The following is a 20,117-nucleotide window of genomic DNA, read 5'->3' as shown; positions in this document are numbered from 1 at the left end:
ATTGAACCGCCCCGGCGACACGCATACCTTGCCCGCCATGACCCAGATGATTTCCCAGACTTTCGACGTTAAGGGCGGCCCGCATTATGGCCGCGAAAACCTGCCCAAGCTGCGCGCTGCGCTGAAAACGCTTGGCCTGGATGGCTTCCTCATCCCGCACGAGGATGAGTATGACAATGAATACCTGCCGGACTGCAATGAGCGGCTCCTGTGGGCGACCGGCTTTTCCGGCTCTGCCGGTGCCGCCATTGTCATGGCTGACCGTGCCGCCCTCCTGGTGGACGGCCGCTACACGGCGCAGGGCCGCCAGCAAACCGATACCAGCCTGTTCGACCAGTGCGACCTGGTTGGCCAGGGCCTGTATGGCTGGATCGAGGAGAATGGCCGCAAGGGTGAGAAGATCGGCTATGACGCCCGCCTGCACAGCCCGGCCGCGCTCGATCTGCTTCAGACAGCTGCCATGCGGGCCGGGGTCGAACTGGTCTCGGTCGACACCAATCCGATCGATGTCGCCTGGACCGACCGTCCGGCGGCACCCAAGGCCGACATCATCCCGCACCCGATCGAGTTTGCCGGCGAGGATCATGCTTCCAAGCGCCAGCGCATCGGAATTGCCATCGAACGCGGCGGTGCCGACGCGGCCGTGATCACCGCACCGCCCTCCATCGCCTGGCTGTTCAACGTGCGGGGCGGCGACGTCTCCCGCTCGCCCCTGCCCCTGTCCGCGGCCCTGATCCACAAGGATGGCACCGCGACCTTCTTCGTCGATCCGGACAAGCTGACCGACGAAACCCGCTCCCATCTCGGCAACGAGATCGCCGTGCGTCCGGAGAGCGAATTCGGGGCCGGCCTCGCCGAGCTTGAAGGCAAGAAAGTCCGCGTTGACCCGACCACGGCGTCGGCCTGGGTGTTCGAGATGCTGAAATCCGGCGGCGCCGAGGTACAGTCGCTGGAAGACCCGGTGATGCGTCCCAAGGCGGCCAAGAATCCGGCTGAAGTGGAAGGCTCGCGTCAGGCGCATATCCGCGATGGCGGCGCCATCACGCGTTTCCTGCACTGGCTCGATACCGAGGCCCAGTCCGGCGAGGTCGACGAGATCCAGGCGGCGCAGAAACTGGAAAGCCTGCGCAAGGAATTGCCGGAACTGCGCGACCTGTCCTTCGACACGATTTCGGGCGCCCAGGGCAATGCCGCTTTCGCGCATTATCGCGTGTCGGAAGCTTCCAACCTCAAACTGACACCCGGTTCGCTCTTCCTGGTCGATAGTGGCGGCCAATATCCGGACGGCACGACCGACATCACTCGCACCGTGCCCATCGGTGACCCAACAGCCGAGATGAAGACGCAATATACCCGCGTGCTGAAGGGCCATATTGCCCTGTCCATGGTGCGCTTTCCAAAGGGCACCACGGGAACGCAACTGGATATCCTGGCCCGCTTCCCCTTGTGGCAGGCCGGCTTTGACTATGACCATGGCACCGGTCATGGCGTGGGCAGTTTCCTGGGCGTGCATGAAGGTCCGCAGCGGATTTCCAAGGCGCCCAATGCGGTGCCGCTGGAGCCGGGCATGATCCTCTCCAACGAGCCGGGCTATTACAAGGAAGACGGGTTCGGCATCCGGATCGAGAATTTGCAAGTGGTGACCGAGGCCGCCGAGATACCCGGTGGCGAACGCCCGATGCTGGGCTTTGAAACCGTCACCATGGCGCCGATCCACAAGGGTCTGATCGATACCCATCTGCTGACCGGAGATGAGATCGCCTGGCTGGACAGCTATCACGCCCTGGTGCGCGAGCGCGTCTTGCCGCTGGTCGAGGGCGAAGTCGCCGACTGGCTGATCAAGGCCACCGAGCCGATTGCGGGAGCCACGCCCTAGTGCGCGCACCCGCCATCATCCTCACTGCAGCCGCCTTTCTGGGCGGCTGCTTTTATTCCGAGGATGCCCTGATTTCCCGCGGCCAGGCCGACTTCCCGCTCGAGGAAGGCATCTACAGCCATACGCCCTATCTGACCGATGGCGTCACGCCCTTCGATCGCCCGGCCTGGACCGGCGAGATCGAACACAGCTGGGGCCGCTATGTCTCCGATGATGACAGCTTCCCGCATGGGGGCGTCCGGCTGAAGGAAATCGCCGATGGTCTCTACATCGCCCAGCGGCGCGATGAGGAGAATTGGAGTTATGGCCTGCTGCGGGTTTTCCCCGGCGGTGTCGCCACCTATCACGCACCGGAATGCCGTAATGTCGAAGCGGTCGTGCTCGAACGCTATGACGTCACCGAGCATGAGGAAGAACGCGGTTACTGCCGCGTCGACGACTGGGACCGGCTGGTCGGCGTGATGCTGAGCTATGTCGATGCGATGGGCGAAGACATGCCGATAGACGGGGTTTATCGGCTGGTGGAATGAGCCAACATCACAGCATTCCATCAACGATATAACCACCGTCATCCCACGGTGATCGCGCAGCGGGCATCCGGGGGACCGCAGCCAACAGATTGCCGATAGAGACATTGAGCACGCCGTGCACCTGCGTCAATTGGGTAGCAGGGGTCCCCCGGACAAGCCGTGGGATGACGGTTTTACCCATGGGTCAGACGAACGCCCCGACCCTCATTCCCCAATCAGCGTGAACCACTCGTCCTCGGTGAGCGTTGTGACGCCCAGATCGGCGGCTTTCTTGGCCTTGGAGCCAGCGCCGGGCCCTGCCACCAGGTAATCCGTCTTGCCGGAAACAGACCCGGCCACCTTGGCGCCGAGCGATTGGGCCTTGGCCTTGGCTTCGTCGCGGGTCATTCGCTCCAGCGCGCCGGTGAAGACCACCGTCCTGCCGGCGACCGGGCTGTCATTGGCGACGGCTTCGGCGTCCTCGATGGTGAGCTGCTCGACCAGACGGTCCAGAAGCTCGCGATTATGGGCTTCGGTGAAATACTGGTCGAGCGCTTCGACGGCCGCATTGCCGATCCCGTCTATACCCAGCATGTCGGCACGCACGGTCTCGTCAGCAAGGTTTTCAGCAGCAGCACGGAAGGCCGCCCAGCTGCCATATGTGCGGGCAAACAGGGCTGAAGTGTTCTCCCCGACATGGCGAATGCCCAGCGCGTTGAGAAAACGGGCCAGGGCAATGGTTCGGCGCTCTTCGATCGAGGCGAAGAGATTGCGGATCGAGGTCTCGCCGAAACCCTCGCGCTCCTGCAAGGGCGGCGTGATCTCACCCGCCTCATTGCGCGCCTTGAGGGTGAAGATGGCGGCCGGTTCGGTAATCAGCCCTTCCTCGTGGAACGCCTCGATCTGCTTGGTGCCGAGACCTTCAATATCGAACGCCTTGCGCGAGACGAAATGCTTGAGGCGCTCTTTCAGCTGGGCACCGCAGATGAGGCCGCCGGTGCAGCGGCGAATGGCGTCCAGCTTGCCGGACTTCTCGTCATGCTCACGCACGGCCTGGCTATCGCAAACCGGGCACTTGGTCGGAAACGCGAAAGGCTCGGCGCGACCGGCACGATCTGCATCCACCACGCGTACGACCTGGGGAATGACATCGCCGGCGCGCTGGATGACGACCGTATCGCCGACCCGGATATCCTTGCGCTCGATTTCGTCCTGATTGTGCAGCGTAGCATTGGTCACCACGACCCCGCCCACTGTGACCGGGGTCAGGCGGGCGACCGGGGTCAGGGCGCCGGTACGGCCAACCTGGATATCGATCGCCTCCAGCACCGTAGTCGCCTGCTCGGCCGGGAATTTGTGGGCGATGGCCCAGCGCGGGGCTCGGGCGACAAAGCCCAGCCGGGCCTGCCAGTCGAGCCGGTCGACCTTGTAGACAACACCATCAATGTCATAGCCGAGCCCGGCCCGCTTGGCCTCGATATCGCGATAGACCGCGATCAGCGCCTCCACGCTGTCACAGCGCTGCATGAGGTCATTGATGGGAAAACCCATGGCGCCCAGCCGCTCGACCGCGCCCATCTGCGTGTCGGACAAAGGCGCGGAAACCTCGCCCCAGGTATAGGCGAAGAATTTCAGCGGCCGCTGCGCCGTCATTTTCGGATCGATCTGGCGCAGGGAGCCAGCCGCGGCATTGCGCGGGTTCTTGTAGGCGTCCTTGCCGAGTTCTGCCTGGCGTTCATTGAGAGCGGCGAAATCGGCATGGGACATGTAGACCTCGCCGCGCACCTCGACCACATCGGGCCAATCACCGGGCGGCAGGGTTTCGGGGATGTCGTCGAGGGTGAGCAGGTTCTGCGTCACATCCTCGCCGGTCTGACCATCGCCGCGCGTGGCGCCATGGATCAGTTGGCCCTTCTCATAGCGCAAGCTGGCCGACAGGCCGTCAATCTTGGGCTCGGCGGTGATGGCGACGGGCACGTCTTCGCCAAGTCCGAGAAAGCGGCGGATACGCCCGACGAAATCGGCGACATCCTCATCCTTGAAGGCATTCCCAAGAGACAGCATCGGGACGGCGTGGCGAATTTCACCGAACTTGCCCGACGGGGTTGCGCCGACTTTCTGGGTCGGGCTGAGCAGGTCTATCAACGCCGGGAAACGCGCCTCAATGGCCTCCAGCTTCTGGCGTAACGCGTCATAGGCCGCGTCCGAGATCTTCGGCGCATCATTCTGGTAGTAAGCCTTGTCATGACCGGCGATCTCACGCGCGAGGCGCGCATGCTCGGCGCGCGCCTCTTTTTCGGTCAACTGGTCGACATCCTTGAGTGCGCTCATCAGTCCTGCCCTGCGGAATCAGTCGGAGCGTGCAGTTTACGCCTCGACGGCCATCAGGGCATCGGCCTGGGCCCGTGCGGCGTCAGTAATGTCAGCGCCCGATAGCATGCGGGCAATCTCCTCGCGCCGGGCTTCGCCCTCCAGCTTGATCAGCGTGGTCCGCACCCCGCCCTTGCCATCATCCGACTTGACGATCTGCCAGTGATGGTCGGCCAGGGCCGCGACTTGCGGCGAGTGGGTGACGACCAGGGTCTGCCCCTTGGCGGCGAGGCGCTTGAGGCGACGACCGACCGCATCGGCCACAGCCCCGCCAACGCCTTGGTCGACCTCGTCAAAGACCAGGACCAGGCCGTCATCCTCGCCGGCCAGCGCCACTTTCAGGGCCAGACCGAAGCGCGAGAGTTCACCGCCCGAGGCAATCTTGTCGAGCGCACCGAAGGGCGAACCCGGATTGGTCGCGACTTCAAAGACGACATGATCGCGTCCGTCCGGACCGGCCTTGTCATCATCGGAATTGATCGCGACGCGGAAGCGCGCCTTGTCCATTTTCAGCGGCGGCAACTCGCTCGCCACTGCCGACGAAAGCGCCTTGCCCGCTTTCTCGCGACTGCGGCTGAGTGCATGGGCGGCGTCATCATAACGGGCGCGCGCGGCCTTCACCGCCGACTCGGCTTCGGCAATGCGGTCCGTGGCATTCTCGATCCCGTCGAGCTGCAGGGTCAGTTGTCCATGCAGCTCGGCCAGATCATCGGGCGCGACATGATGCTTGCGGGCCAGCCCCCGCAGGGCAAAGAGACGCTCCTCGACCTCGTTCAGGCGGCCCGGCTCGACATCGAAAGCCTGGGCCGCATCACCGAGCGCATCCTCGGCTTCGGCAAATTCAATCAGGGCGCGGTCAATCGCCGTGGAGGCCCGCTCAAGCGCAGCCCCGGCATTGCCGCCGCCGGTGCCGATATGATCACGAACGCGCTCCAGACCGCGCAGGGCAGCATTGAGGCGCGATTCCAGCCCGCCCCCCTCACCGGCCAGCGCCTGCTGGGCTTCCTGAAGATCGCCCAGGGCTCGCTCGGCGCCTTGCAGGAATTGTCGCTCCTCGGCGAGTTCCGCTTCCTCGCCAGGGCGCGGATCAAGACGGTCCAGTTCCTCGATGGCATGGCGCAGGAAATCCTGTTCGCTGTCAGAGGCCTGATTGGCTGTCACCAGCTCATCCAGCTTGCGCTGCGCCTCGCTCAAGCCACGCCAGGCTGTGCGACAGCTTGCCACCAAGGCGGCGTGACCGGCGAAACTATCGAGATAGGTGCGGTGCGTGCGCGGATCCATCAGACCGCGACCATCATGCTGGCCATGGACTTCAACCAACACGTCACCCAGTCCGCGCAACAGGCCGATACTGGCAGGCTGGTCATTGACATGGGCCCGTGATCGGCCGTCTTCGCCGAGACGGCGGCGCAGGATCAGAGGCTCACCCGGTTCGACGGTCAGACCCGCCTCCTCGATCACTTGCCAGGCCGGATGTCCGGTCGGCAGGTCGAATTCGGCAATAGCCTGAGCCTCGTCAGCGCCGCTGCGGACCTGGGCACGATCAGCGCGCTCTCCGGCCGCCAGGCCCAGGGCCCCGAGAAGGATGGATTTGCCCGCGCCGGTCTCACCGGTGAGCGCACACAATCCACCGTCGAACGCGGCATCAAGCGCGTCGATCAGGACGACATTGCGAATAGAGAGGGAGAGCAGCATTCAGTGCGTAGGCACCCCCGAACCGGATCAGCCAAACAGGCGTTGCATGGCCCGTTCAAGGAAGGTCGGGTCAGCCTGCTCGATGGCTTCGCCAATCGAGATCCCCTCACGTGTGAGGAGGTCATAGCTGTCCTCATACCATTCACTGCCCGGGAAATTATAACCGAGGACGGCCGCAACCTGGCGGGCTTCCTCGTCGACACCCAGCGAGACATAGGACTCGACCAGTCGGTGCAGGGCTTCCGGCACATGGCTGGTATTGCCGTACTCGCGCAGCACATTCTGGAAACGATTGATGGCGGCCAGATGATAACCGCGGCGCAGATACCAGCGGCCGACACTCATTTCCTTGCCGGCAAGATGGTCGCGCGTCATGTCGATTTTCAGACGCGCATCCGTCGCATAACGGCTTTCCGGGAAGCGGCGCACAACCTGCTCAAGCGCGGCCATGGCCTGCTGGGTCGCGGCCTGGTCACGACCGACATCCATGATCTGCTCGAAATGAGAAATCGCGATCAGGTAGTAGGCATAGGCCGCATTGCGATTGCCCGGGTGCAGCGAGATAAAGCGCTGCGCATCGGAGATCGCCTCTTCATAATTCGACGATTCGTAATTGGCATAGGCGGCCATCAGCATCGAGCGTCGCGCCCATTCCGAATAGGGGTGCTGGCGCTCGACTTCGTCGAACTGGGCCGCGGCGAGCGGGAACTGGCCCCGATCAAGCGATTCGAAGGCGGTGGCGTAGATCGTCTCCGCCGGACGCTCGACATAGGCGACGGACGTATCCGGGCCACTGGCACAGGAAGCCAGGACGGCGGACAGGAGAAGCGGGACAACTAAACGCGACTTAAGGGTCATGAAGGCACGGCTCAACAGCTCTGGCAGCCGGAAGGGCCGCCCGTTCGAATAGGTTTGTAGCGGATGATTGGCTCGCGCAAAAGGCCGCTGTCAGGTAACAGCGGGTTCAGGATGCTTTCACATGAGCCGGGAGGCATAGGCGCCGGTGAAAACGGCTGCGCGAAACTGCCCTGACGATATGTCAGCAGCCATGGATCCACAGCGTATTCTGAGGTGTGGGTACAGTCGGAAAAGCGCGGTTCAACGCGCCATCGCGAGCGCGCGGGTCTCGACATCGCGCAAATTGACCCACTTCCAACCGGACGGATCATCCAACAAGGCCCGAACAGCGGCATTGTTAATGGCATGCCCCGGGCGGGTCGCCCGGTAGCAGCCCAGGATGGGAGCGCCCGCAAGAGCTATGTCACCCAGAGCATCCAACGCCTTGTGACGCACGAACTCATCCTTGAATCGCAAACCTTCCGGATTGGCGATGCCGTCATCATCAAGAACGACCGCATTCTCCATCGAGCCACCACGGGCCAGGCCGGCCGCGAGGAGGGCTTCGTAATCCTTGCGGAATCCGAAAGTCCGGGCCGAGGCGATATCATCGCTGAAAATGTCCGGGGCAATATCAAAGGCACAGGACTGCCGCCCGACGGCCGCATGCTCAAAGCTGATCTCGATTTCGATGGACGGCTTGAGTGCCGGCATGAAACCGGCACTGCGGTCATCATCCTCGATCATGACCGGCCGCAGGACCTGAATGGCGCGACGCGGCATCGCGTGCGCTTTCAATCCAACCTGCCGGATGAGTTTGACGAAAGGCTCCGAAGACCCATCCATAACCGGGATTTCGGATCCTTCGACCTCGATCACCGCATCATCCACGCCGAGACCGGCCAAGGCTGCCATGAGATGCTCGATAGTCGCGACCGATACACCGTCGTCATTGGAGATCGTGGTGCCGAGGCGCACTTCATTGACGTTGCGGGCCAGTGCCGCAATACGGTTGTTGCGGTCAGTTACATCGGAGCGGACAAAGATGATGCCAGCGCCAGCACTGGCCGGCTGCAGGACCATGCGGACCCGCTCTCCCGAATGCAGACCAATCCCTGCGAAAACAACAGAAGCCGCCAATGTGTGCCGGTTAATCACGAGTACGCGCCATTCTGCGTTAGAGTTACGCTCAACAACAAATGATGGCAGACCCGCCATCCCCGTCTGAAGTGAACGACAGGCCGCGTCTGCATTCAATTAAAGCATTGTTGCGGTTTGTTACGCGTTTGCAGCAAAAAGGGGCGCCCGAGTGAACGCCCCTTTTTCGTGTTAAAATTCAAATAGTTGATCTGTCAGTTTGCCTGCCGGCGCAGGAAAGCCGGGATTTCCAGATCGCCTTCTTCGAGACTGTCGCCGAACAGGTCACCAGATGCCGGGCGCTGAGCCGACTGAACCGGGGCGGTTTTGGTGATCGGCGCGGCCTTCGGTGCAGGCTCGATCGGCTTCTTGCGGCGGCCGAAGAGCGAGAAGCCTCGCTTCTCTTCCTTGGCCTCGGGATCGGGCGCGGCGCCATGCGAGCGACGCTCTTCATAGCGTGCGTTGAGGCGCTCGGCTTCCTGTGCGAGACGGGCCTGATCCTGGACGACTTGCGGGGTTTCAGAGCGCATTTCCGTCTGCGAAGTGCGGACTTCGGAGACATAAGGGTCACGCTCGATATTGATCGAGTTGGCCGATATGGCATCCGACAAATCCTCGGCGCCCACCGCGCGCTTCATGGGCTCGACCTGGAACTCATTGTCGGTATCAGCCTCGGGACGAGGCTCTGGCATTGCTTGGGACGCCGGCGCTTCACGTCGCGTTTCCGGGGCTCGCGCTTCCTGAACGCGCGGCTCGGCGCCGCGCTCGGGCATCGCCCGTCCGGGGCGGTCCGAATTGGTGCGTTTCCAGGGCAGGATGGCATCATTCGGGCTGGACTGTGCCGCCGCCGATGTGCGCTGGCGAGAGCGTGGATCCGCCTGAACCATCACCTCGGCGTCAATACCGGTTGCCACCACGGAGACCCGCATGGAACCGTCCATATTCTCGTCGAAGGTCGAGCCGACAATGATATTCGCTTCCGGATCGACTTCCGCCCGGATCTCATTGGCCGCTTCGTCGACTTCGTAGAGGGTCATGTCATAGCCGCCGGTGATGTTGATCAGCACGCCGGTCGCGCCCTTCATCGACACATCATCGAGTAGCGGATTGGAGATCGCAGCCTGGGCGGCTTCAACAGCGCGCTTCTCGCCGCCGGCTTCGCCCGTCCCCATCATCGCCTTGCCCATCTCGTTCATCACCGCACGCACATCGGCAAAGTCGAGATTGATCAGGCCCGGCATGACCATGAGATCGGTAATCCCGCGAACGCCGGAATGCAGGACCTGGTCGGCCATCGAGAAGGCTTCGGCGAAGGTGGTCTTTTCGGTGGCGATGCGGAACAGGTTCTGGTTCGGGATCACAATCAGCGTGTCGACATGATCCTGGAGTTGTTCAATACCGCTCTCGGCCAGCTTCATGCGGCGCGAGCCTTCGAAGTGGAAAGGCTTGGTGACGACGCCGACGGTCAGGATGCCCATTTCACGGGCCGCACGCGCCACAACGGGCGCGGCACCTGTACCGGTGCCGCCACCCATGCCGGCGGTGATAAAGACCATGTGGGCACCGCCCAGGTGTTCGCGGATCTCCTCGAGCGAGTCTTCTGCCGATTGCTCACCGACTTCCGGGCGCGCCCCTGCGCCCAGACCTTCAGTGATCGCCGCCCCCATCTGCACTCGCTTTTCAGCCTGTGAGCGTTGCAGGGCCTGGGCATCGGTATTGGCGACGACAAAGTCGACGCCCTCGAGCTTGGCTTCGATCATGTTGTTGACGGCATTGCCCCCGGCGCCCCCGACACCAAAGACGACAATGCGCGGCCGCAATTCGGTCGTTTCAGGAATGGAGAGGTTCAGCGTCATGGGAGACCCCGTGCTCGGTACTGGAGTTAACAACGATTCACCATGAAGTTTCGCCCCAAGACGCTTAAGCAGGGGTTAAAAACAGCGGCAGTGAGGCAGGGAAGGCTTTACATTTCGCATGAGAGTCGGGGCTGGTTCGACGCGCGCCGGTGACCGGTTACCGCGCGTGGGAGACGGTTTCACCCGTTGGCTGCGCACGACTGCGGACCGGCCAGCCAGATTTCGCGGTCGATATCGCTGCGCAATTGGGTGATCTGGTGACCAAAGGCGCCGAGTGAATCGGCGAAAGTCTGGATGACCGTGATATCACGCTCGGCCTCGGGGAGGCGAACCCCCACATCTAGGGTGCGAGTCGCGAAGGAGTTGAAGAATTTTGCGATTTCCGGCGCTTCCACAAGCGCGACCCTCAGATTGACGCGAGTGAAATCAATCAGGATGCGCGACCAGTTGTAGATCTCTGCCAGCTCCGTCATCTCGACAATGGAGTCGGTGGCGCTGTCCCAGTCTTCATAGCCATCGATGATGGCCTCGACACAGGCATGCTCCGGCAGGGCGGTGACTTGGTTGAAAGACATATGACTCTACATGCGACCTAGGGTGGGAAAATAGGGGTCGCACCAGTTGATGTCCTTAACGGCACCGGTAATTGATTATGAAATGCAGATTGCCGCCCAGCGGGCTCAGAAGCTCTCGGCGAACCAGCGCCACATGGACGCTGCACCACCCTGCCCGGCATCACCGCGAAAACGGCGCGGCACGACCGGCAGGCCGCTCAGGCGCGGCGGCCCCGCGATCGCTTCAGCAGCCCCGCGGGTCTCGCGACGTACCACGCCTGCAGCAGCGCTGAAGGCCGGACCCGACACGGCATCACCCAGGCCGCTGACACCGCAGGGACCGGCAATCCGAACCTGCTTGCCAAAAACCCGGGCCGCCAGTTCCGCAGCCCCGGGCATCTGGGCCCCGCCACCGGTCAGGACCAGGCGGCGCCCCGATGTCTTGCCGACACCGGCCGCATCAAGGCGGTCGCGGATCAGCTCGAAGGTTTCTTCCAGGCGCGGGCGGATGATCGAATTCAACAGGGAGCGCGGCGCGCTGTCATACATCGCACCATGCTCGCCGGAGACCGAAGGAACCTCGATCATCTGCTGATCGTCCTCCGGGCTGTCCAGAGCCGAGCCGTAGAGCGTCTTCAGGCGCTCGGCAGCTGCCAGCGGCGTCGATAGGCCGCGCGCAACATCGGACGTCACGTGTGAACCACCGACCGGTACGGCGTCGATATGCAGGAGGGCACCTTCGGCGAAGACCGCGGCGGTCGTCGCACCGGCGCCCATGTCAATCAGGGTCGCGCCCAGCTTGACCTCGTCATCGGCCAGCGCCGACAGACCGGAGGCATAGGGTGTGGCCACCACGCCCTTGAGGTCGAGATGACAGCGTTCGATACAGGTCGACAGATTGCGCAGCGGGCCGATGGCCGCGGTGATGACATGCACTTCCACGCCCAGCGTCTTGCCGAACATGCCGCGCGGATCCTTGATCCCGCGATGATCATCGACAGACCAGGACAGCGGAATGGCATGCAGGACGACGCGGTCCTCGATCGCAAACTCGGCCAGCGCGCCATCAAGCAGGCGGCGCGGCTCACGCTCGGTGATTTCGCGCTGCGGCAGATCAATCTCGGCGGCCAGTCGTGTCGAGGCCGGTTGACCGGCCGACAGGGTGACGGTGACCGCATTGACGGCAATACCGGCCATGCGTTCCGCCTGCTCGACAGCCGTACGAATAGCGTCGGCGGCCGCATCCATGTCGACAACGGCACCGGCGCGCATGCCGCGCGAAGACTGGTGGCCAACCCCGATCACGCGCGGGCGCGGCCCGGAAATGGTCTGGTCCGTGCGGGCGATGAAGCAGGCGATCTTGGACGAACCGACATCGAGCGCGGCGCAAACGCCCTGGGATTTGGAACCGCTGACAGCACTGGGCTGCCGCGACCGGAACATATCGAACACACTCACGCTTCACGCTCCCGCATACCGGCCGCCGCTGCCCGATCAGGCAGAGCCCGGACGATCAGATCGCCCTCACCGCGTAGGTCAAAACTCTCGGCCGCCAGACGCAGGACACCGCGCTCGGCCTGCAAGCGGGCAAGGATGGCGATCGAGGCCACCACATCGCCTTCCGGCAATTTCACGTCGGCCCCACTGTCGAGGCGTAAATTCCAACGCCGCTCACCAACCCGCACCGCACCGACCACGCGGCCGGCGACTTCAGGATAGTGGCTGAGCGCATCGACGATTTCCGTCGCGGCCCGGTTGGCGCCCTCGGCGACCACCAAAGGCAGGTCCGGAGGGTTCATGACATCGGCCTCTGCCAGCACTACGCCAGCACGATCAATCACATGCAGCCCGCCCTCGACTTGCCACAAGGCAAACGCCTCGCGGGTTTCCACAACGATGGCAATCCGGTTCGGCAGCAATCGTGCGACACGAGCCCGCCGGATCACCGGCATGGCCTCAACGCGATCGCGAATGATTTCAGGATCGACCGAGAAGATGGATTGACCGTCCGTGATCTGCGAGGCGAGCACGATCTCGTGCGCCATCTCACCACGTGCGCCGGTCACATCAATCGCACGAACCGCAAAGCCGGCATCTGCCAACTGGCTCTCAACACGCTCACCGGCCCAGGCGGTCACGTCGTCCAGCTGTCCGAAAAGCGCAAGCCCGCCCAGCGTGGCAGCCGACAGGCCGACCACGGCCAGCCCGCCGAAACGGGCTGCATTCGCCATACGGTACCTGACACCCCGGACCTGGGCCTCAGCCCAGTTACGCAAACGCCGCGGTGCGGACACCGCGGCGGACTGGGGTTTGGTCTTGCGACGGCCCGCTTTACGCGAACCGGCACGCCTCACCTTCGACACGACGCATTCTCCGCCATCCATGCAACGAGATCAGGAAACGCGATCCCGCAATACTGCGCCTGTTCTGGCGCTAGTGATGTCGGAGTCATGCCCGGTTGGGTGTTAATTTCGAGTAACCATAGCGGTGTATCCGAATCAGTATCGTAGCGAAAATCCGAACGAGTCAGCCCGCGGCAACCCAAGGTCTGATGGGCTTTCAGGGCGAGGGATTTGGCCAGTTCGGCAATCTCGTCCGACACCGGCGCCGGTAAAATATGATCCGATCCGCCGGCGGAATATTTAGCCTCGTAATCATAAAAGGTCGTGTTCGGCTTGATCTCGGTCACACAGAGGGCGCGATCCTCCATGACCGCGACCGTCAACTCGCGTCCGGGCACATAGCGTTCGATCAGGATTTCATCGCCCAGCGCCCAGGCGGTCGACCCCAATTCGGCCGGCGGGCGATTGGCGCCTTCCAGCACGATATGGACGCCCACGGAGGACCCCTGGGCATTGGGTTTGGCGACATAGGGTGGCTTCATTGCGTGCGACTTGGCGGCCTCGAAGCGATTGGTGATCAGGCCTTCCGGGCAGGGAATGCCGGCTGCGCGCAGCACATCCTTGGCTTTCTGCTTGTCCATGGCCAGGGCCGAGGCCAGCACGCCGGAATGGGTGTAGGGCTTGCCGAAATGCTCCAGCACACCCTGGACCAGCCCGTCCTCGCCCCATTCGCCGTGCAATGCATTGAAGACAATATCCGGATCGGCGGCGGCGAGTTGTTGTGACAGGGCCCGCCCGGCATCGATCTCGACGACGTCATACCCCGCCTCACGCAGTCCTTTGGCACAGGCCGCACCCGAGACCAGGGAGACATCCCGTTCCGGCGACAGACCGCCGAGAAGAACTGCAACACGCTTGCTCATGATCTCGTCCTGACTGGACCCCTGTGACCGCAAGGCGGCCGAGGTCGGGCTAGTTCAATACGTCGCCGGCCGGCGCATTGGGCGTCATCGGTTTCACGGTCGGGTCACTGATCGCCATCGCGCTGGCACCGGAGCGCGCACCGATACCGATCAGTTCGATCAGCGCCTCCAGCGGCGCGGTGCCGAAATCACAATGCAGGAGCTCGTCCTGCAGCGAAGCGGCATGCAGGCAGCCGCCCGTTTGCACGCCCGGCATGGTGACGGGCACGCCCTTCATCAAGCCGAAATAGCGGTCAAACCAGTCCAGCAATGCCGCCTCGTCCCATTTCGCGTCGCGCAGCTGAATAACCGCCGCATCCCAGCGAAAGGGGTGGAGATGCAGGTGCACGCCATCCATCGGCCCGTCCCAGGACTTGAAGGCGATCATTTCCTGCATCCGGAATTCGCGAAATTCCGGTTTCGGCTCGAGCTGGGTCGCGAAATCAATCCGGTAGAGGCTGCGCAGCAGGGCCTTGTCCGCCTTGATCGCAAAGGGATGCTCGCTGACCCCCTGCGGAAACTGCTTGGCCATTTCCGGCAGCCATTGAGTGTAAGCGTAGACGAATTTTTCGCGGATCGGCTCAATGGCCGAGGCCAGAGGATGTGTCATACGGGTTGCCCCTCTTTGTGTCAGGTGCCGGACGTCCGGCCGATGCGCCGGACTTCCCAGCGCAGATCGATATCGTGTGTCTCGCGAACCCGCGCCCGCACGTCTTCTCCGACCTGTTCTAGATCGGCCGCGCTGGCCGTGCCGTCATTGATCAGGAAGTTACAATGCTGCTCGGAAAAATGCGCCCCGCCAACGCGGTAGCCGCGGCCGCCGACGCTGTCGATCAGCTCCCAGGACTTGCGTTGGTCGGGCGTGCCGGGCGGATCGGGATTGGCGAAGGTCGATCCGGAGGTCTTTTCGCGGATCGGCTGCGTACTCTCGCGCCGCGCTGTGATCGCATTCATGCGTTCGGTGATCGCTTCGGGATCATCGGCCTGCCCCTGGAAAACGGCCTCGGTGAAGATCCAGTCATCCGGTGCCGAGCAATGGCGATAGCTGTAGGCCAGCTCTTCCGGCGTCGCGATGATGCGCCGCCCCATCCGGTCGAGCGCGATGGCTTCGACCAGCACATCGGCGGTCTCCTGATCATAGCAGCCGGCATTCATGCGCAGCGCGCCGCCAATCGTGCCGGGCACACCGACCAGATATTCCAGCCCGCCAATTCCGGCCTTGGCCGCCGCCTTGGCAACCATCTTGTCCAGCGCTCCGGCCCCGGCGCGCAGGCGGTTGCCGTCGAGTGCCTCGGTCTTGGCAAAGGCCCCCGTCAGCCGGATCACCACGCCCGGCACCCCGCCATCCCGCACCAGCGTGTTCGACCCGGCACCCAGCACGGTCACCGGAATATCGTCCGGCGTTTCAGCCAGGAACCGGCACAGATCGGACTCGTCCGCCGGGAGGTAAAGCACATCCGCCGGACCGCCGACCCGAAGCCAGGTCAGGTCCTTCAGCGGCGCGGCCTCGATATATTTGCCGCGAACGGGCGGGAGTTGGGCGAGCAGGGTCATGCCGTGTGCCATCCTCTGCCTTGAGCCCGCAAACAATAACCAACCCCGATTGTCATCCCGGCCGGATGCCCGGCCTTGAGCCGGGCGTAGAGCCGGGACCTATAATCCCGGCACGCACCGAGAAAGCTGCGGCGTCGAAATCGCGCCAATCGTCGGCCATGGTCAGTGACAATGGGTCCCGGCTCTGCGCCCCGCTTTCGCGGGGCATCCGGCCGGGATGACAAGGTGGATGCCTTTCCCGGGTCGGGCTGGACAAACGTGTCGCTCACGCACCTCACTTGCCAACCGCCTCCAGCTCACCCGGCAGCGCATAGGCCCATTGCGTGATGTCACCGGCGCCCAGGCAGATAACAACATCGCCGTCACCGGCCCGGCTGGCGACATCCGCGGCGACGGTTTCGCGCGTGGTGGCAATTGCGTCGCGATGGCCATGCGCCCCGAGGCTCTCGACCAGATGGGCCTGGTCCGCGCCCTCGATCGGGTCCTCGCCAGCCGTATAGACCGGGGCGACCAACACGCTGTCAGCATCGTTGAAACAGGTCGAGAAGTCGTCGAACAAATCGTGCAGGCGGCTATAGCGATGCGGCTGCATGACGGCGATCACCTTGCCGGTCGCAGCCTGGCGGGCCGCCTTCAGCGCGGCGAGAATTTCGACCGGATGGTGGCCGTAATCATCAATAATGGCCGCGCCCTTCCACTCGCCCGTGCGCGTGAAACGACGCTTCACCCCGCCAAACTGGCCCAGCGCTGTCTTGGCGCCCTCTTCGGTCAGACCCAGTTCGCGCGCGGTCGCCAGGGCGGCGACGGCATTAAGCACATTGTGCTCGCCCATCATCGGCAGGAAAAGCCCCTGCCACACGACTTCATCCTGTCCACGAAGGCGGAAGCGAACATCAAAGGTCGCGCCCGACGGGTCCATCTTGAGATTCTCCAGCCGGGCATCCGCCTGCGGGTTTTGACCATAGGTGATGACCCGGCGATCTTCGACCCGGCTGGCCAGGGACTGGACCTCCGGATGGTCGGTACACAATACGGCAAAGCCGTAGAAGGGCAGGTTCTCGACAAATTGGAAGAAGGCCTGACGCAACGTGTCGAAATCGCCGTAATGCTCCATGTGTTCGGGATCGATATTGGTGACGACCGCCACAGTGGAGCGCAATTTGAGGAAGGAGCCATCGCTCTCATCCGCCTCGACGGCCATCCAGTCGCCCAGCCCCATCTTGGCATTGGAGCCATAGGCGGAAATGATGCCGCCATTAATCACGGTCGGGTCGACCCCGGCCGCATCCATCAGCACCGAGACCAGCGAGGTCGTCGTCGTCTTGCCATGCGTGCCACCCACCGCGACGGCGAATTTCAGCCGCATCAGTTCGGCCAGCATTTCCGCCCGGCGCACAACCGGGATCTTGGCCGCGCGGGCGGCGACCAGTTCGGGATTGTCCGGCTTGATGGCGGAAGATACGACAATCGCGCCGGCGCCGTCGACATTCTCGGCCTTGTGGCCGATCGCGACTGTGGCACCGAGGCCGGTCAGGCGCTCGACATTCGGGTTCGCCTTGATGTCGGAACCCTGCACCTTGTAGCCGAGATTGAGCATAACCTCGGCAATGCCGGACATGCCGATCCCGCCAATACCGACGAAGTGAACGGGGCCAACATCAAGTGGCAGGGCAGTGAATTTCATACGAGGGCTCCGGTGACCAGGCCATCAACCGCCCGCGCCAGCGCATCGGCGGCATCGGGGCGGCCGAGCGCGCGCGCCGACTGGGCGCGGCTGGCGAGATCGTCAGGGTGGGACAAACGGGTTTCGACGAGGGCGGCGATCTTTTCGGCCGTGAACTCGCCTTCATGGACGACATCACAGGCCACGGCCTGGACGAGGCCATCAACATTGGCGGCCTGGTGATCATCGGCGGCGATCGCCAGTGGGCAGAAAATGGCCGGTCGGCCGACGCCAGCGACTTCCGAGACCGTCGACGCACCGGCTCGGCCGATCACAAGATGGCTGGCCGCGTAGAGCGCCCCGACATCCTCGAAGAAGGGTTCGCATCGGGCAGAAATACCGGCGGTTTGATAGAGGTCTCGGGCCATGGGGAGGGATTCCTCCCGCGTCTGTTGGACGACATCAAGGCGGGAACGGAGCTTTTCCGGGATCATCGCCAGCGCCTTCGGGACGGTCTCGGAGAGGATGCGCGCGCCCAAGGACCCGCCCAGCACCAAAATGTTGAGGCGTCCGTCCGCCGTGATGGCCGGATAGCCGGCGGCGCGGGCCTTGATGATCGGCTCGCGCAGCGGATTGCCGGTCAGGATATGGCGTTTCTTCGCCTTGGCCGGCAGGCGGTCGAGACGTTCAAATCCCGAAGCGATGAAACCGGCCTTGGCCGCGAAGACCCGATTGACCCGGCCGAGCACCGCATTTTGCTCGTGAATGGCAAAGGGCGTGCCCATGGAACGGGCCACCGCCAGCGCGGGGAAAGCCGGGTAGCCGCCAAAACCGGCCACGACATCGGGCTTCCACTTGCCGGCAATGGCGCGCGCCTGGGCAAAACCCTGGGTCAGTTCCAGCGCCGCTTTCGCGAGCTTGATCGGGTTCTTGGTCGACGGGCTTGCGGCATGGATCTCATCGACCGCGACGGCCGGAAAGTCCGTGGCATGGCGCAGGCCGCGCGCATCGGTGACCAGGCGCACCTGCCAACCGCGCGCGATCAGGGCCTCGGCCGCGGCGCGCGCGGGAAACATGTGCCCGCCGGTACCACCGGCGGCAATCAGGCAGCGTCTGGGTGTCATGCGGCGTAACGGGGCGTGTAGGCGCCGGGACGGCGGCGCGTGAAGGCGAGCAGGAGGCCGGCGCCGAAAGCGAGGGCGAGCATGGATGAACCTCCATAGGACACGAAGGGCAAGGTCATGCCCTTGGGCGGAATGAGGTTCAAGTTTACGGCGATATTGACCAGGCTTTGCAGTCCGAATTGCAGCGCCAGCCCGGCGACGGCCAGTTGGGCGAAACCATCCTGCAAACGCATGACCTGCATCCAGGCCCGTGTCACAAGGATGGCGAACAGCCCGATGATGGACAAGGAGGCGATCAGGCCGAATTCCTCGGCCGCGACGGAGAAGATGAAATCGGTGTGCGCGTCGGGCAGCAAATGCTTCACCTCGCCCTCACCCGGCCCCACGCCGGCAATCCCGCCGCGCGAGATGGCCTCGGTCGCGCGGTCGATCTGATAGGTGTCGCCGCTTTCCGGATTGAGGAAGCGATCAACCCGCGAGGCGATGTGCGGGAAGGTGAAATAGGCCAGGGTCGACCCGGTCGCCGCCATCCCGCCCAGCACAGCCACCCAGATCCAGGACAGGCCCGAGGCGAAGAAGATACCGCCAAAACACAGAGTCAAAAGCACCGACTGGCCGAAGTCCGGCTGCAGCATCAGCAGGGCGATGGCCACAGCGAACAGGCCGAACGCAATGATCCGTCCGGGCACGGGCGCGCCGCGCTTTTCCTCGGAGAACAACCAGGCCGCGGTGACCAGAAGCGCCGGTTTGAGAAATTCGGAGGGCTGCAGCGAGAAGGATCCAACCCGCAACCAGCGTGTTGCTCCCTTCACCTCATAGCCCACAAGCAGAACAGCCCCCATCAGCACGAAAGCGCCCACCAGGGCCAGTCCGGCCAGACGCCGCGCACCCTTGGGCGAGAGCGCGGAAATACCCAGCAAGCCGATCAGGCTGAGCACGGCAAACACGCTCTGCCGGTAGAGAAAATAGAAGGGATCATCCAGCCCTAGACGTTCCGAAGCGGCCGGGCTGGCGGCCATGGACAGAACCAGGCCGGTGATAATCAGCGCCAGAATGACGAAAAGCAGGGTGCGGTCTATGCCGCGCCACCAGGTCGCCAGCGCCCGCGGAAAGCTCTGGATCACGCAACACCCTCCGCGACAGCATCGGCGGGGACGAGCGCGCGCACCAGTTCGCGGAAAGCATCGCCCCGCGCTTCATAGCTGGTGAACTGATCAAAGGACGCCGCGGCCGGCGAAAGGAGAATGACCTGGCCCGGCTCGCCCGCTGCCGCCGCATCCCGCGTCGCGGCCTGCAATGCTGCGGCAAGGTCACCGCATTGTTCGTGCTGGACACTGCCATCGAGTTCGGTCGCGAAATCCGCGGCCGCCTCGCCGATCAGATAGGCCTTTGCAACGCGGTTGAAATGCGGACGCGCCGCGACCAGGCCACCGGCCTTGGCCCGACCGCCGACAATCCAGCGGATATGGTCGTAGCACCCCAATGCCTGCGTCGCGGCCTCGGCATTGGTCGCCTTGGAGTCATTGATGTAGGTGACGCCATTGAGCGTCGCGACGCGCTCCTGGCGATGCGCCAGGCCCGGGAAGGTCGCGATGGCGTCGGCCGCCGCCCGCCCGGAAACACCGAGCGCGCGCACTG

The 20,117-nt window shown here is 63.7% G+C and carries 16 protein-coding genes and 1 pseudogene; 2 read left to right on the top strand and 15 right to left on the bottom strand.

Translation table 11 applies throughout. The annotated features are described in order from the left end of the window. Positions 1-37 precede the first annotated feature (37 nt). Both Q0X62_RS10420 and Q0X62_RS10415 read left to right on the top strand, forming a co-directional pair. The gene (locus Q0X62_RS10420) at positions 38-1,876 is read left to right on the top strand and encodes an aminopeptidase P family protein (protein WP_297735144.1); all 1,839 of its coding nucleotides are present in this window, start codon (positions 38-40) and stop codon (positions 1,874-1,876) included. After that, positions 1,876-2,406 carry a hypothetical protein gene (locus Q0X62_RS10415; RefSeq protein WP_297735141.1) on the top strand — a complete coding sequence of 177 codons (531 nt, stop codon included), beginning with the start codon at positions 1,876-1,878 and terminating at the stop codon, positions 2,404-2,406. The genes Q0X62_RS10420 and Q0X62_RS10415 overlap by 1 nt, the downstream gene beginning before the upstream one ends. 204 nt (positions 2,407-2,610) lie before the next feature. Here the strand turns inward: Q0X62_RS10415 and ligA are convergent, their stop codons facing one another. The 15 genes and pseudogenes from ligA to murD all read right to left on the bottom strand — a co-directional run. Further along, the gene (gene ligA, locus Q0X62_RS10410; RefSeq protein WP_297735139.1) at positions 2,611-4,716 is read right to left on the bottom strand and encodes an NAD-dependent DNA ligase LigA; all 2,106 of its coding nucleotides are present in this window, start codon (positions 4,714-4,716) and stop codon (positions 2,611-2,613) included. A 36-nt stretch (positions 4,717-4,752) separates the two neighbouring features. After that, positions 4,753-6,450: a DNA repair protein RecN gene (gene recN / locus Q0X62_RS10405; RefSeq protein ID WP_297735137.1), complete on the bottom strand. Its 1,698-nt coding sequence runs from the start codon at positions 6,448-6,450 to the stop codon at positions 4,753-4,755. Positions 6,451-6,477: 27 nt separating this feature from the next. Beyond that, positions 6,478-7,308: an outer membrane protein assembly factor BamD gene (locus tag Q0X62_RS10400; RefSeq protein ID WP_297735134.1), complete on the bottom strand. Its 831-nt coding sequence runs from the start codon at positions 7,306-7,308 to the stop codon at positions 6,478-6,480. A gap of 240 nt (positions 7,309-7,548) precedes the next feature. Further along, positions 7,549-8,505 (bottom strand): UDP-3-O-acyl-N-acetylglucosamine deacetylase, encoded by a 957-nt coding sequence (lpxC, locus tag Q0X62_RS10395; RefSeq protein ID WP_297735131.1) that lies wholly within the window; start codon positions 8,503-8,505, stop codon positions 7,549-7,551. A gap of 134 nt (positions 8,506-8,639) precedes the next feature. Beyond that, entirely contained in the window at positions 8,640-10,280 is a 1,641-nt protein-coding gene (ftsZ, locus tag Q0X62_RS10390) for a cell division protein FtsZ (protein WP_297735128.1), read from the bottom strand. Positions 10,281-10,459: 179 nt separating this feature from the next. Then, a complete protein-coding gene (locus Q0X62_RS10385) occupies positions 10,460-10,855 on the bottom strand; it encodes a hypothetical protein (RefSeq protein WP_297735125.1) in 396 nt (131 codons plus the stop codon). Positions 10,856-10,960: 105 nt separating this feature from the next. Next, positions 10,961-12,292 carry a cell division protein FtsA gene (gene ftsA, locus Q0X62_RS10380; RefSeq protein ID WP_297735122.1) on the bottom strand — a complete coding sequence of 444 codons (1,332 nt, stop codon included), beginning with the start codon at positions 12,290-12,292 and terminating at the stop codon, positions 10,961-10,963. Next, complete coding sequence (locus Q0X62_RS10375) at positions 12,289-13,065, bottom strand: cell division protein FtsQ/DivIB (protein ID WP_297735119.1); 777 nt, start codon at positions 13,063-13,065, stop codon at positions 12,289-12,291. Before Q0X62_RS10375 ends, ftsA begins: the two co-directional genes overlap by 4 nt. 119 nt (positions 13,066-13,184) lie before the next feature. After that, positions 13,185-14,099, bottom strand: coding sequence for a D-alanine--D-alanine ligase (locus tag Q0X62_RS10370; protein ID WP_297735116.1), 915 nt, complete (start codon positions 14,097-14,099; stop codon positions 13,185-13,187). Positions 14,100-14,148: 49 nt separating this feature from the next. Beyond that, positions 14,149-14,748, bottom strand: a complete 600-nt coding sequence (locus tag Q0X62_RS10365) for a hypothetical protein (protein WP_297735113.1) — start codon at positions 14,746-14,748, stop codon at positions 14,149-14,151. 20 nt (positions 14,749-14,768) lie between these two features. Continuing rightward, complete coding sequence (gene murB / locus Q0X62_RS10360; RefSeq protein ID WP_297735110.1) at positions 14,769-15,692, bottom strand: UDP-N-acetylmuramate dehydrogenase; 924 nt, start codon at positions 15,690-15,692, stop codon at positions 14,769-14,771. A gap of 274 nt (positions 15,693-15,966) precedes the next feature. Next, a complete protein-coding gene (murC, locus tag Q0X62_RS10355) occupies positions 15,967-17,376 on the bottom strand; it encodes a UDP-N-acetylmuramate--L-alanine ligase (RefSeq protein WP_297735107.1) in 1,410 nt (469 codons plus the stop codon). Then, a complete protein-coding gene (murG, locus tag Q0X62_RS10350; protein ID WP_297735104.1) occupies positions 17,373-18,479 on the bottom strand; it encodes an undecaprenyldiphospho-muramoylpentapeptide beta-N-acetylglucosaminyltransferase in 1,107 nt (368 codons plus the stop codon). The genes murC and murG overlap by 4 nt, the downstream gene beginning before the upstream one ends. Further along, on the bottom strand, positions 18,476-19,603 hold the full coding sequence (gene ftsW, locus Q0X62_RS10345; protein WP_297735101.1) for a putative lipid II flippase FtsW: 1,128 nt from the start codon (positions 19,601-19,603) through the stop codon (positions 18,476-18,478). The genes murG and ftsW overlap by 4 nt, the downstream gene beginning before the upstream one ends. Next, positions 19,600-20,117: pseudogene (gene murD / locus Q0X62_RS10340) on the bottom strand (UDP-N-acetylmuramoyl-L-alanine--D-glutamate ligase); the annotation flags it as partial. The gene ftsW and the pseudogene murD, both read right to left, overlap by 4 nt.

The sequence above is a fragment of the uncultured Maricaulis sp. genome (genome assembly GCF_947259345.1).
In the GTDB taxonomy this organism is placed as follows: Bacteria; Pseudomonadota; Alphaproteobacteria; order Caulobacterales; family Maricaulaceae; genus Maricaulis.
Note: the sequence above shows the minus strand (reverse complement) of the source record. Positions and strands in the feature narration are given on the sequence as shown.